The sequence below is a fragment of the Pseudomonas sp. HB05 genome, from assembly GCF_016756915.1.
In the GTDB taxonomy this organism is placed as follows: Bacteria; Pseudomonadota; Gammaproteobacteria; order Pseudomonadales; family Pseudomonadaceae; genus Aquipseudomonas; species Aquipseudomonas alvandae.
On record NZ_JAESPG010000032.1, the window covers coordinates 1 to 13,683 of the forward strand.

Here is a 13,683-nt window from a genome sequence, read left to right on the forward strand (position 1 = left end):
AATGCGGTGTGTCAGACATATAAATGCTGACTGACACACCGCATTCGCGAGCAAGCCCGCTCCCACATTTAGACTGTGTTTACAGTTGTTGAAAGCGGGCGCGATTGTAGAGGTTTCGCGCCGCCTTTCGTTAACGCACTGTCTTCAGCTTGAAGATGAAGCGACTTCAGGCTGGCGATTCAAGCGGGTAACAAGCCGATCCAGCGCCCACACCACCACCAGCGAAGCCCCCACCAGCGGGAACACCACCGCCAGGGCCAGCATGATGAACACGCCAGTCTTCCACGTCGGCAAATCGTGGCGCAGCGGCGGCACGCCGAACTTGCCCTGGGGCCGGCGCTTCCACCAGATCACCAGGCCACTCACGGCGCTGAGCAGGATCATCAGGCAAACCAGCAGCACGATGATCTGGTTCAGCGGGCCGAACATCTTGCCTTCGTGCAGCATCACGCCGGTTTCGGTGGCGCGGGCCACGACGCTGTAATGCTCCCAACGCACATCGGCCAGGACCTTGCCGGTGTATTGGTCTACGTGCAGGGTCGCGTCGTTGCGCGGGTCATCGGCGAACACGGCGATGGTGAACACGCCGGAAGCGGTCGTAGGGAACGTGATGCTGTAGCCGGGTTCGACCTTGCGCTCGGTGGCGATATCCTGCACCGCTTGCAGGCTGGCGGTCGGCGCCGCGGGGCCTTCGTGCATGCCGCCGTGGGCCATGTGCTCGGCGTGGTCACCGGACATCGGCATCGGCGTATTCTCCACGGCCCATGGCACGGTCTGGCGGTGGGCGTTGTTGAGGCTGCCGGCCTCGACGTCGGACTTCGGCACGTCATTCCACATTGCCGCCGGGAAGCGGTTCCACAGGTCCGCGTATTGCTTGCCCCAGAAGCCGGTCCAGGTCATGCCGCTGAGCAGCATCACCAGCAGGAACGCGGCGCCCCAGAAGCCGAGGACCACGTGAAAGTCGCGCCAGAACAGCCGACCGCGCGCGCTCCAGCGCGGCCACAGCACGCCGGCCGATGATTGCCCGCGCGGCCACCACAAGTACAGGCCGGAAACCACCAGCACCACGCCCCAGCCGGCGGCCATTTCCACCAATCGGTCGCCCACCGTCCCGATCAACAACTCGCCGTGGATCGCCCGGGCCATGGCTTGCAGGTTGTTCTTCGCATCCTGCTCGCCAAGGATGTCGCCGTGGTACGGGTCGATGAACACATTCAGTTCCCGGCCCTGGTCGATCACCACGAATTGCGCGCTGCGTTCGGCATTGACCGGTGGCAGGTACTGCTTGACCTGGCCTTCGGGGTAGGCCTGGCGGACCTGCTTGAGCAGATCGTCCGCCGCCAGGGCGTGATGGCTGGGCGGCACGTTCAGTAAGTCGCCGTACATCAGTGGATCGAGTTGCGGCTTGAACAGGTAAATGATCCCGGTCAGGGCCAGCATCACCATGAACGGCGCCACGAACAGCCCGGCATAGAAATGCCAACGCCAGGCCAGGTTGTAGAAATTCGGTTTCGGTTGGCTCATTGCAAAGCGCTCCGCAGGGCAAATTGGGTTGTTATGTTGTGCGGTCAGTCAAGGTGGAAACGAACCACTGTGGGAGCGAGCTTGCTCGCGATAGCGGTGGTTCAGCTTGCATCGATGTTGAATGTGCCTTCGCCATCGCGAGCAAGCTCGCTCCCACAGTTTGTGTCCTTGCTGACAGATATCCGGTGCCGGTTAGAAACTCATATCCACCTTCGTCCAGAGCGTGCGCCCCGGTTCGTTGATGGCCTGTGGGTCGCTCGCCGGGTAGCCGAACCCGGCGTTGCCGGCCAGGTTCAAGTGCTCGGCGTAGGCTTTGCCGAACAGGTTGTCGACGCCGCTGCTGACCTTCCAGTTCGAATTGATGCGATAGGCGCCGTTGAGCGAGAAGACCCCGAACCCCGAGCTTTTGCCGTAGTCCTTGCCGACCACGTTGCCTTTGTTTTCATCGACCCGGTGCTGCGCCGCCACCACCCGCCACAAGGCGCCGGCGCTCCAGCGGTCTTCGCTGTAGGTCAGGCCCAGGCGCGCGTCCAGCGGTGGCATCTGCGCCAGGGCGCTGCCGTCGCTGCTGTTCTTGCCCCAGGCATAGGCCAGGGTGGCGTCGGCTTTCCAGCGCTCGGTGAGCTGGTAGGCCGCACCCAGTTCACCGCCCATGATCCGCGCATCGATGTTCTCGGCCCGGGAAGTGGTGCCCATCATCCCGGGCGTGTAGTCGAACAGGATGTAGTCGCGAACCTGCCCGACATAACCCGATGCCCAGGCTTCGAGGGTTTCGGTCTTGTACTGCAGGCCGAAATCGAGCTGGGTGGTTTTCTCCGGCTTGATCGCGTCGAAGGCGTTCAGCGAACCGCTGGGGCCGGCGTTTGGCGAGAACAGCTCCCAATAATCCGGAAAGCGTTGCGCGTGGCCGATACCTGCGTAGAGGGTGGTGGGGCTGTCAGCCAAATCATGTTCGTAGCGTACGAATCCGCTGGGCAGCGTGTCGGCGCGGGTGTCATCGGCGGTGGGATTGGGCTGGGCCGACATGCCGGAACCGATGCTCTGGCGATAGTCCTTGGCCGAGGCGCGGTCGAGCCGGGCGCCGGTGATAACCCGGTCGCGGTCGGCGGCGTACCAGGTCAGTTCGCCGAACACCCCGTAATTGTGGAAGTCGGCGTCCTTGGTGTAAGGCAGGTCCTTGTAGGTATCCACGCCCATGCTGCTGCGTTGGCGATGCTCGTTGGTCTGCGCGTCGAGGCCGCTGATCAATTGCACATCGGCCCAACGCCAGGTGGCCTTGATGCGGGCACCGAGCGTGCGGCGGTCGACATTGGACGCCATGGGGCCGGCCATCATCCCGGTGCCGGACGGCGTGCGCAGGCTGTAGTTGTCCATCACATGGTCGGCATAGTTGTAGTAGACCTGCGCTTCGACTTTATCCAGCACCTCGCCGATGTTCGAGCGCTCGAAACGCAGCCCGAGGCTTTCGCGCTTGAACTGCGAACCGTCCATGCCGCGCCCGGCGTAGCGTGCCTCACCGTCGCCCTTGCCGGCGGTCAGCTCCAGCAAGGTATCGGCGTCCGGGGTCCAGCCGAGGGTGACATCGCCATTCCACTTGTCGTAGCGCGACGGCACGGTGTCGTTGTTGCCGTCGCGGTAATCGTCCGAATGGGCAGTGTTGCCGATCACCCGTACATAACCCCGCGGCCCGCCAGCGGCGGCGTCCACCACTTTGTCGAAACGGCCGTTGGAGCCGGCCAGCACACTGGCGTTGACCCGGGTGCCGAGCTCGCCGAACTGCTCCGGCTCGCGCTCGAACAGCACGGTCCCGGCCGAGGCGCCGGGGCCCCAAAGTACGGTTTGCGGGCCCTTGATCACGGTGAGCTTGTCGTAGGTTTCCGGCGAGATGTAGGACGTTGGCGCGTCCATCCGGCCCGGACAAGCGCCCAAGAGCATGCTGCCGTTGGTGAGGATGTTCAGCCGCGAGCCGAACATGCCGCGCAGCACCGGATCACCGTTGGTGCCGCCGTTGCGCACCAGGGCGAAGCCGGGAATGGTCTTGAGGTAGTCGCCGCCATCGCTGGCCGGCACCGGTTGGCGCGGGTCCTTGGGGTTGGTGACGACGGTCAGCGGCGAGCTGGGGGCGATGGCGGTGATGACCGTCGGGCTCAGCTCTTCGACCGGATGGTCGTGATGCTCGTGCTCATCAGCCAGCGCGAGCGGGGTGAGCAGCAGGCCGCACAGTGCGGCGATGGTGTGGCGTGAACGAGCCGGTGGCGCGTTCAGGAGGCAGCGAACCTGGGCAGAACCCAACGCGATGCCAGCAGGAAACCTGGACATGATGATTCCATCGAACAAACGTAGACGACACGGTCGGGCAGCCTGGGGCTGTCTTGTACGACCGGGTGAGTAAGTGTCGGGAGCTACGCTGCGAAGGGCGGTGCGCGGGTGCGGGCACCCGGGAAGAACGCGGGCCGGGCATGGCCCAGGCGTGGGGAGGGGCTGGTGAAGGTGTTGGTGTGCGGCGTGTCGAAGGCGGCGAAGGTATGACCGCCGGGCAGCGCGGGGCAGTTGAACAGCAGGCTGCAATAGCCGCACTTTTCCCACAACGCATGATGCTCGCCCTGGGGCGGGCAATGTTCGGCTGCCGGCGCTTCGTGCACCGCCATTTCCATGCTCATATCCATGTCCATCGGCATGGACATGGACATGCGTTGATCCATCGGCATCGACTGGGAAACCAGCGGACCGATGAAGATCATCAGCATGGCGAACAGGCTGATCCAGCTACCGCGGGTCAGGCTCATGGGCTGACGACGGCGGGTGGGCAGGCTGGCGCGACGAGGTTGCATGGGGCGGTTACGTCTTACTGTTCGTGTTTATGCGTCTTGGTGCCGTCGGGTGCTTTTTTCTGCACCGCGACGTCCACCGTGACATCCCCGGCCTTTTCGAAGTGCAAGGTCATGGGGAAACGTTTGCCGTCGCTGAGCAGGCTGCGGTCCTTCAGGTCCAGCAGCATCACGTGATACGCCATTGGTGCGAAGGTGACGGTCGCACCGGGGGCGATATTCACGACGGGCACCTGTTGCATTTTCATCAAGTCGTTTTGCATCACGTGCTCATGGAGTTCGGCCTTGCCGGCAATCGGCGAGTCGACGCTGAGCAGCTTGTCGGCGGTCGTGCCGCCGTTGTGGATCACGAAATACGCGGCCACGGTCGGCGCGTTGGGTGGCAACTCCTGGGACCACGGATGGGCGATCTCAAGCTCGCCTGCCTTGTACTGGTGAGCTTGGGCGAAGCCGACGGGAAGCAATAGGGCAGCCAGCAGGATAAGTCTGTTCAACATGGCAATTCTCCGGAACGATTCAGGGCGCAATTTGGTGCGGGGAGAGTCAGGCCAGAGGCGAGGCGCGGGGATTGAGGCTGGGCCATTGCTGGCGCGGGGTGGGGCTGTCGAGCTGTGAATGGACGGCATTGCGATGGGCCCGTTGTGCATCCAGATACAACTGCGGAGCATGCCCGGCGAGCGCCACTAACGGTGCCGGGCCTGAGCAGCACCAGCAATGCTGCATGGTCGAGTGAGTGTCTTTTTGTGGCGTGCCTTGTTCGAATTTACCCAGCGAAACCGCCACCATCTTCGTGCCGCTGGAGGAGCAGAAACTGCCCCAGAGTATTTGTTCGCCTGGCGAATTGGCGGTCGCGCTCCCGCTGTTGGAAAGCGGCATGGCAAGCATGTTGAACAGCACTGCGAAGCAGGCGATCCAGGCAAATGCAAGCCGTTGTCGGGACATGGGGCAATCCGCTCGGTTGGGCGATCAGGTGGCGGTATTTAGCCTGATCGGGGGTGAGAAGTAAAAAAGCCATGTGCGGTGTAGGGTCGCAGGGCTGGTGTTAACAGTAGCAACAGATCTTCGAGTGAGTGCTTTTGTGGCGAGGGAGCTTGCTCCCGCTGGGCCGGGCTGGCGCTCCAGCGCGAAGCGGCCCTAAAACCGGACATTGCGGTGTGTCAGGAATATCGCGTCCGCTTTTTTGGGGCTGCTGCGCAGCCCAGCGGGAGCAAGCTCCCTCGCCACAGGGCGGCTGCTGTGCGCAGGTTAGTCGACCGGAGAGTCCAGCATTACCGGCGCGCCCGAAGGCGCCCTGCGCACAACCACCATCAAGTGCAGGGATGAAATACCTGACTGACGAAGCTTGTGAACCCGCTGAAAACCTCGGGCGACTAAACCCGATCACTGAAGGGCAGTGACGGGAAGCAAGTTACCGACGGCCTCCAAGGCGCACAAGCCGGCGGATTCTGGTGTAGTTGTAGGCAGCGACGCAAGGTGATGTAGCCTGCTGACGTAGTTCTGACAGGACAGGCTTGTAGGACGGTGCAGATTTCTGTCAGACCAACTGCCGCAGCCCCTGCAACACCTCATTCACCGTCCCAAACTCCCGGTCCACCCCGGCTAACACCGGCCGCTTCAACACCAGCACCGGCACCCCCCGTTCCCGCGCCACCTCCAGCTTCGGTTCAGTAGCAGTGCTGCCGCTGTTCTTGCTCACCAGCACATCGATCCGCCGCCGTTCGAACAGCTCACGCTCGCTCTCGATATGAAAAGGACCACGAGCCCCGATCACTTCGCAGCGCTCATTACCGGGGTAAACCTCCAGCGCCCGCAAGGTCCAGAATTGCTCTGGCGGGATTTCATCCAGGTGTTGCAGCGGCTCGCGCCCGAGGGTGAACAAGGGGCGCTGGAAGGGTTGCAGGGCCTGGATCAATTCGCTCCAGTCGGCCACTTCGCGCCAGTCATCGCCGGCTTGGGGTTGCCAGGCCGGGCGGCGCAGGGCCCAGCAGGGGATGGCGCAGGCGCGGGCCGCGTGGGCGGCGTTGTGGCTGATTTGCGCGGCGTAGGGGTGGGTTGCATCCAATAGCAGGTCGATGCCCTCGGCGCGGATGAATTGCGCTAGCCCTTCGGCGCCGCCGTAGCCGCCGACGCGCACCTGGCAGGTCAGGTCGGTGGGGATGCGGCCGATGCCGGCCAGGCTGTAGATGTGCTGGGGCCCGAGGGTGCGGGCGATGGCCAGGGCTTCGGTGACGCCACCGAGCAGCAGGAAACGTTTCATGACAAGGCTCCGGCGTGGCCGACGATCCCGCCCTGGCGGTCGATGGCGAAGACTTCGACCTGGACCTGGGCCGGCACCACGCTGCGGGCGAAGGCCAGGGCGTGCTCGCACACCACGTCGCCCAAGGCGATGCCGGCGGCGCTGGCCATCGCCAGGGCTTGTTGGCTGGTATTGGCTCCTCGGATGCCGTTCTGCAGAATCTCATCGGCACCGATCGCGGCGGCCCATTCGGCCAATTGCGGCAGGTCGATGCTCGAGTGGCGGCTGTGCAGGTCCATGTGGCCGGCGGCGAGTTTGCTGATCTTGCCAAAGCCGCCGCAGAGGCTGAGTTTTTCCACCGGCACCTTGCGCACATGCTTGAGCACGGCGCCGACGAAGTCGCCCATTTCAATCAGGGCGATTTCCGGCAGGTTGTAGACCCGGCGCATGGTGTCTTCGCTGGCGTTGCCGGTGCAGGCGGCGATGTGCAGGTACCCATTGGTTTTCGCCACGTCGATGCCTTGGTGGATCGAGGCGATGTAGGCCGCGCAGGAAAACGGCCGGACAATGCCGCTGGTGCCAAGGATCGAGAGGCCGCCGAGGATGCCCAGTCGCGGATTCATGGTTTTCAACGCCAGGGCTTCGCCGCCCTCGACATTGACCGTGACTTCGAAACCTCCGGCGTAGCCGCTTTCTTCGGCCAAGCGGCCGAGGTGATCGTTGATCATCTGGCGCGGCACCGGGTTGATTGCCGGCTCACCGACGCCCAGCACCAATCCCGGCCGTGTCACTGTGCCCACGCCGCGCCCGGCGACGAAGCGCACGCCGGGTTCGGCGATCAAGCGCACCTGGGAAAACAACAGGGCGCCGTGGGTCACGTCCGGGTCATCGCCGGCGTCCTTGATCGTCCCTGCCTCGGCGCCTTGCTCGGTCAAACGGCAGAACTCCAGGCGCATCTGCACGTGCTTGCCCTTGGGCAAGACGATTTCAACGGCATCGGCCTCGGTGCCGCGCAGCAGCAAGCGGGCCGCTGCCAGGCTGGTGGCGGTGGCGCAACTGCCGGTGGTCAGGCCGCTGCGCAGGGGCGCGGGTTGTTCGGCGGTTTCGTCACGCATCGAGAGGCTTGACCAGGTCGAGCAAGGTGATCGGCAAGGCCTGGCGCCAGGTGTCGAACTCGCCCAAGGGCTGGGCCTGGGCGATGTGGATGCGGGTCAGTTCACCGCCGTGACGTTCGCGCCAGTGCATCAGGGTCGTTTCGCTTTGCAGGGTCACGGCGTTGGCGACGAGTCGGCCACCGGGCTTGAGTTGGGTCCAGCAGGCGTCGAGCACGCCTTCGCGGGTGACGCCACCGCCGATGAACACCGCGTCCGGCCGCTCCAGGTTCTCCAGCGCCTGCGGGGCGCTGCCGCGAATCAGTTGCAGGCCCGGCACGCCGAGGGTGTCGCGGTTGCGTTCGATCAAGGCTTGTCGGCCTTCGTCGGTTTCGATGGCCAGGGCCCGGCAGCTAGGATGGGCGCGCATCCATTCGATGCCGATGGAGCCGCTGCCCGCGCCGACATCCCACAGCAGCTCGCCGGGTGTGGGGGCGAGGCGGGCCAGGGTGATGGCGCGCACGTCGCGTTTGGTCAACTGGCCGTCATGCTCGAACGCGGTGTCCGGCAGGCCGGCCAGGCGTGAAAGGGCGCGCTTCGATGGTTCGGCGCGGCATTCGATGGCGATCAGGTTCAGGTCGGCGACGGGTTCATCGGACCACTGTGTCGCGGTGTTTTCGATCCGTCGTTCGGCAGCACCACCCAGATGCTCCAGGACAGTCATGACACTCGAGCCGAATCCCCGCTCACGCAGCAACGCCGCCACTGCGGCAGGGGTCTGGCGATCATTGCTCAGCAACAACAGCCTGACGCCTGTGGATAAATGCACATTGAGCGCCGTCATGGGGCGCGCCACCAATGACAGCGTGACCACGTCCTGCAGCGGCCAGCCCATGCGCGCCGCGGCCAGCGAACAGGAGGATGGCGCGGGGATGATCAACATTTGATCGCTGGGCACCTGCCTGGCCAGGCTCGCGCCGACGCCATAGAACATCGGATCGCCGCTGGCCAGCACGCACACCGGTTCGCCCTGGCGAGCCAGCAACGGTTCCAGGGAGAACGGGCTGGGCCACGATTCTCTTTCACCACGGATGCACAGCGGCAGCAATTCCAACTGGCGAGCGCTGCCCAGGATCCGCGATGCCTGCAGCAAGGCATGGCGGGCCGTTCGGCCCAGGCCCTTGAAGCCGTCTTCACCGATGCCCACTACGGTCAGCCAGGGGGTCATCTCTGTTCCTCGAATGAATGGGTTGGATCGGCGCACTGGTAGCGTCCGCGAACGGGCCGCCATCATACCGCGCTCCGGTGGATCAGGCGTGACCCATCCCCTGTGGGAGCGAGCTTGCTCGCGATGACGGCGTTACACTCGACATCACTTTTTCAGGCAGACCGCTATCGCGAGCAAGCTCGCTCCCACAGGGGGATTTGTGATGGATACAGGATTTGTGTGTCCACCATCAGCAATCCGACCAGCAAGCTTTTCATGACCCCCGGCAAAGCAGGCATAATGACGGCCCCTCGCCGTCGTGGCGTTTCTTATCTGCCGGTCCTGCCTTGAACCAACATCCATCCTCAAACGTCATTCGCCCCTCCGGTTGCCCGGGGTTGCTACGTGTCGTCCAGGCGCTGGACGGGGGAATCTGTCGGATCAAGCTCGATGGCGGTTCCATCCTGGCGGATCAGGCCGATGCCGTGGCCTCGGCAGCCGAGCGGTTCGCGGGCGGGGTGATCGAGGCGACCAACCGGGCCAACCTGCAAATCCGTGGGATTGGCCCTGGACATGACGCGCTGATCGATACATTGCTGGCTGCCGGGCTTGGTCCCCGCAAACCGTCCGGCGATGACGTGCGCAACCTGATGCTCAGCCCTTCGGCAGGAATTGATCGGCAGATGCTGTTCGACACCCGCCCATTGGCCGGACAGATCCTCGTCACCCTGCAAACCCACGAACGTTTCCATGAGTTGTCGGCCAAGTTCGCCGTGCAACTGGACGGTGGGGAAGCGCTGGCGATGCTCGAACATCACCACGACCTGTGGCTGTCGGCCCTGGTCCGCGACGGCGAGCCCTGGCTGGCCTTCGGCTTGGCCGGCACCCCGCTGGACAAACCGGCGGGCCGGGTGCCCCTGGCCCAAGGGCACGCCTTGGTGGTGGCGGTACTTGAGGTGTTTCTGGACTTGGCGCGTCCGGACCAGATTCGCATGCGTGACTTGCTGGCTGAACTTCCCGCGGACGAATTCATGATCTGCGTGGCCCGCCGCGTCCCCCTGCAATTTTGCCCGGACTGGCAGCGGGATGTATCCATCGATGGACTGCACCTCGGCGTCCATTCCCAGCACGACGACCGTGTCTATGTCGGCGCGGCGGCGGCTCTTGGCCGGCTCGACGCCGGAATGCTGCGAGGAGCGGCGCAGTTGGCACGGGAGAAGGGCGACGGCAGCTTTCGTTTCACGCCCTGGCAGAGCCTGTTGCTGCCCAACGTGCATCGCGAATATACCGATGAAGTGTTGGCGCGGCTTGAAGAACTGGGATTTTTAGGTTCGAGTGATCAGCCCCTTGCACAACTCATCGCCTGCACCGGTTCCAGTGGCTGTGGCAAAGCCCTCGCCGACACCAAGGCCGACGCCCGCCGACTGGCCGAGGGACTGCAACGCCGAGGCCAGGCATTGAAGATCCATTTTTCCGGCTGCCCGCGCTCTTGCGCGGCGGCCCATGTCGCACCCGTCACCTTGCTGGCGGTCGCCCCCGGTCGTTATGACCTGTATTTTCGCGATGCCACGCTGCCGGGTTTCGGCGCGTTGCAGGCACACAATCTGACTATCGAAGCGCTCGACCACTGGCTCGACGCTCATCCCCGGAGCCCCCTTGATGCTTGATTACATCCGCGACGGTCAGGAGATCTATCGCAACTCCTTCGCGATCATCCGCGCCGAAGCCAACCTGGCGCGCATTCCGGCCGACCTGGAGAAGCTCGCGGTGCGGGTGATCCACGCCTGCGGCATGGTCGAGGCTATCGACGGCCTGCAGTTTTCCGAAGGCGCGGGCACGGCTGGACGCCAGGCGCTGGCGGCCGGTGCGCCGATCCTGTGCGACGCGCGGATGGTGTCCGAGGGTGTGACCCGGGCCCGTTTGCCGGCCAATAATGAGGTGATCTGCACCCTGCGCGACGACAGTGTGCCGGCGTTGGCCCGCGAGCTGGGCAACACCCGCTCGGCGGCGGCGCTGGAACTGTGGCGTCCGCATCTGGAAGGCAGCGTCGTGGTTATCGGCAACGCGCCGACGGCGCTGTTCTACCTGTTGGAAATGCTCGATGCAGGTGCGCCAAAACCGGCCCTGATCCTCGGCTTTCCGGTGGGCTTTGTCGGCGCCGCCGAATCCAAGGCCGCGCTGGCGGCCGACAGCCGTGGCGTACCGTTCGTGATCATGCAAGGCCGCCTGGGCGGTAGCGCCATGGCTGCCGCCGCCGTCAACGCCCTCGCCACGGAGATTGAATGATGCAGCAGCCTGGACGTCTGATCGGCCTCGGCGTTGGCCCCGGTGATCCGGAACTGATTACGGTCAAGGCCCTGCGCCTGCTGCGCGAGTCGCCTGTCGTGGCGTACTTCGTCGCCAAGGGCAAGAAGGGCAACGCCTTCGGCATCATCGAAGCCCATTTGCAGGACGCGCAGACGTTGCTGCCGCTGGTCTATCCGGTCACCACCGAGGTGCTGCCAGCGCCATTGTCCTATGAGCAAGTAATCGCCGATTTCTACGACACCGCCGCCGAGCAATTGGCCGTGCACCTGGACGCAGGGCGTGACGTGGCGGTGATTTGCGAAGGCGATCCGTTCTTCTACGGCTCCTACATGTACCTGCACGATCGTTTGGCCGAGCGCTACGATGCCGAAGTCATCCCGGGTGTTTGCTCGATGCTCGGTGGTGCCTCGGTGCTGGGTGCGCCGCTGGTCTATCGCAACCAGAGCCTGTCGGTGCTTTCGGGCGTGTTGCCCCACGAAGAACTCAAGCGTCGCCTGGCCGACGCCGATGCTGCCGTCATCATGAAGCTGGGGCGAAACTTTCCCAAGGTTCGCCAAGTGCTCCAGGAGCTGGGCATGGACGGACGGGCGCTGTACGTCGAACGAGCGACCATGGCCAATCAAAAGATCGTGCCGTTGGATGAAGTCGAGCCGATGTCTTCGCCGTATTTCTCGCTGATCATTGTCCCTGGCGAACGGTGGCAGGGATGACTTCAACGGTTCCGGCAATTGTCATTCTCGGCCAGGGCAGCCTGGCGACGGCCCGGCGAATCCAGCAGCGTTATCCCGAAGCCTTGATCCACGGCCTGGCCGGTCGGGTCGAGGGCAGTGACCGGCCATACACGGAATTCGGCGCGACATTGCGCGAGCTCTATCAGCAAGACACGCCGATCATCGCCCTGTGCGCGGCGGGCATTGTCATTCGCAGCTTGGCGCCGCTGTTGTTGGAAAAAGGCGCCGAGCCGCCAGTGCTGGTGGTGGCCGAGGATGGCAGCGCCGTGGTGCCGTTGCTGGGCGGGCTCGGCGGCGTGAACGTCATGGCCCGTGAAATCGCGGCAGCGCTGCAAGTCGCGCCGGCAATCACCACCAGCGGCGAGTTGCGTTTCGGCACGTGCCTGCTCAATCCGCCAAGCGGCTACCGCCTCGGCGACCTGGAGCAGGGCAAGCGCTTCGTGTCTGATCTGCTGGCCGGTGAGCCGGTGCGCATCGAAGGCGCCGCGCCGTGGCTGGACCAGGCGCAGTTGCCGCAAGATGCACAGGCTCGGTTGGCGATCCGAATCGACAGTGCTGCGGGAGTGCCTGCGGCGAACGAGTTGCGCATTTATCCGCGCAGTGTCGTGGTCGCAGTGAGCGCTGGCGCGACGGATGTGTTGGCCTCCATTGAGCAAGCGCTGGCCCAGGCCGGACTCGCGATGCAATCAGTGGCGTGCCTGTTGACGGCGGACAGCGACATGGTGCGCTCCGAGTTGCAGCAAGCTGCGTCGGTCCTGGGCGTGCCGCTGCGCTTCGTTACGGCCAACGGCAGTGTGGCGCAGTGGCTGGGTGACGCCATCGGCCATCGGGCATCCCCTCGGGTCTCGGGCGACGTTGCCATTGCTGTGGCCGCACAGCCCCTCGATCCGCAACGGATCGGCCGCCCGCGCGGGCGTCTGGCGGTGATCGGTCTGGGCCCTGGCGCGGCTGAGCTCATGGTTCCGGCCGTGCGCGCGGAACTTGACCGTGCAACCGACGTGCTGGGTTATGAAACCTATGTGCGCATGGCCGGGCCTTTCCGTGCCGATCAGATACAACACTGCACCGACAATCGTGAAGAGATGCAGCGCGCCCGGCACGCCTTCGAACTGGCGGCCCAGGGGCGGTCGGTGGTGGTGGTATCCTCGGGCGACCCTGGCGTGTTCGCCATGGCGGCGGCGGTGCTCGAAGCGCTGCATGATTCCAGCGATCCGGCCTGGCACCAGGTGGACCTGGAAATTCTGCCGGGCGTATCCGCTTCCCTGGCCACGGCCGCCCAGGCGGGCGCGCCGCTGGGGCATGACTTCTGCGTGATGTCGCTGTCGGACAATCTCAAGCCGTGGTCGATCATCGAGAAGCGCCTGGACCTGGCGGCCGAAGCCGACCTGGCCCTGGCGTTCTACAACCCCATCTCCCGCTCTCGTCCTTGGCAGTTGGGACGGGCGCTGGAAATCGTCGCGCAACATCGCACTCCAGGCACTCCCGTCGTCTTGGGGCGGGATATCGGTCGACCGGGCCAGACGTTGCGCGTCACGACGCTGGGGCAATTGACCCCGGATCAGGTGGACATGCGCACGATGGTGCTGGTGGGCTCTTCCACGACGTGCGTGTTCCCCCGTGCCAAGGGTGGCGATTGGGTGTATACACCGCGGTGGTATGGCGACAAGCCCCTCTGATGAAACATTGCGGCCCGTTCGGGCCGCCGTCATTACTTTGTATTTCCTGCCATATCGCGTCACTTCGTCAGTGAATTGAACGG

The 13,683-nt window shown here is 64.4% G+C and carries 12 protein-coding genes; 4 read left to right on the forward strand and 8 right to left on the reverse strand.

The window, feature by feature from the left end; translation table 11 throughout:
* Positions 1–144 precede the first annotated feature (144 nt).
* The 8 genes from JMN22_RS22435 to JMN22_RS22470 form a co-directional block, all read right to left on the reverse strand.
* Complete coding sequence (locus JMN22_RS22435) at positions 145–1,524, reverse strand: PepSY-associated TM helix domain-containing protein (protein ID WP_030138008.1); 1,380 nt, start codon at positions 1,522–1,524, stop codon at positions 145–147.
* Between the two features lie 192 nt (positions 1,525–1,716).
* Positions 1,717–3,843 carry a TonB-dependent copper receptor gene (locus JMN22_RS22440; RefSeq protein WP_198797860.1) on the reverse strand — a complete coding sequence of 709 codons (2,127 nt, stop codon included), beginning with the start codon at positions 3,841–3,843 and terminating at the stop codon, positions 1,717–1,719.
* An 83-nt stretch (positions 3,844–3,926) separates the two neighbouring features.
* Positions 3,927–4,310, reverse strand: coding sequence for a DUF2946 domain-containing protein (locus JMN22_RS22445; RefSeq protein ID WP_198797887.1), 384 nt, complete (start codon positions 4,308–4,310; stop codon positions 3,927–3,929).
* 59 nt (positions 4,311–4,369) lie between these two features.
* Complete coding sequence (locus JMN22_RS22450; protein ID WP_030138011.1) at positions 4,370–4,849, reverse strand: copper chaperone PCu(A)C; 480 nt, start codon at positions 4,847–4,849, stop codon at positions 4,370–4,372.
* A gap of 46 nt (positions 4,850–4,895) precedes the next feature.
* The gene (locus tag JMN22_RS22455; protein WP_030138012.1) at positions 4,896–5,294 is read right to left on the reverse strand and encodes a DUF2946 domain-containing protein; all 399 of its coding nucleotides are present in this window, start codon (positions 5,292–5,294) and stop codon (positions 4,896–4,898) included.
* Positions 5,295–5,886: 592 nt separating this feature from the next.
* Complete coding sequence (locus tag JMN22_RS22460) at positions 5,887–6,609, reverse strand: cobalt-precorrin-6A reductase (RefSeq protein WP_198797861.1); 723 nt, start codon at positions 6,607–6,609, stop codon at positions 5,887–5,889.
* A complete protein-coding gene (locus tag JMN22_RS22465; RefSeq protein WP_030138013.1) occupies positions 6,606–7,703 on the reverse strand; it encodes a cobalt-precorrin-5B (C(1))-methyltransferase in 1,098 nt (365 codons plus the stop codon). Before JMN22_RS22465 ends, JMN22_RS22460 begins: the two co-directional genes overlap by 4 nt.
* Positions 7,696–8,907 (reverse strand): bifunctional cobalt-precorrin-7 (C(5))-methyltransferase/cobalt-precorrin-6B (C(15))-methyltransferase, encoded by a 1,212-nt coding sequence (locus JMN22_RS22470; protein WP_030138014.1) that lies wholly within the window; start codon positions 8,905–8,907, stop codon positions 7,696–7,698. Before JMN22_RS22470 ends, JMN22_RS22465 begins: the two co-directional genes overlap by 8 nt.
* A 326-nt stretch (positions 8,908–9,233) precedes the next feature.
* Here JMN22_RS22470 and cobG point away from each other — a divergent pair, with 326 nt between their 5' ends.
* Genes cobG through cobJ form a run of 4 tightly spaced genes read left to right on the forward strand, consistent with a single transcriptional unit; the run spans position 9,234 to position 13,600 of the window.
* A complete protein-coding gene (gene cobG, locus JMN22_RS22475; protein ID WP_198797862.1) occupies positions 9,234–10,553 on the forward strand; it encodes a precorrin-3B synthase in 1,320 nt (439 codons plus the stop codon).
* Positions 10,546–11,172, forward strand: a complete 627-nt coding sequence (locus tag JMN22_RS22480) for a precorrin-8X methylmutase (RefSeq protein WP_030138016.1) — start codon at positions 10,546–10,548, stop codon at positions 11,170–11,172. Before cobG ends, JMN22_RS22480 begins: the two co-directional genes overlap by 8 nt.
* Positions 11,172–11,903, forward strand: a complete 732-nt coding sequence (locus JMN22_RS22485) for a precorrin-2 C(20)-methyltransferase (RefSeq protein WP_030138017.1) — start codon at positions 11,172–11,174, stop codon at positions 11,901–11,903. Before JMN22_RS22480 ends, JMN22_RS22485 begins: the two co-directional genes overlap by 1 nt.
* Positions 11,900–13,600, forward strand: coding sequence for a precorrin-3B C(17)-methyltransferase (gene cobJ, locus JMN22_RS22490; protein WP_198797863.1), 1,701 nt, complete (start codon positions 11,900–11,902; stop codon positions 13,598–13,600). Before JMN22_RS22485 ends, cobJ begins: the two co-directional genes overlap by 4 nt.
* Positions 13,601–13,683 lie beyond the last annotated feature (83 nt).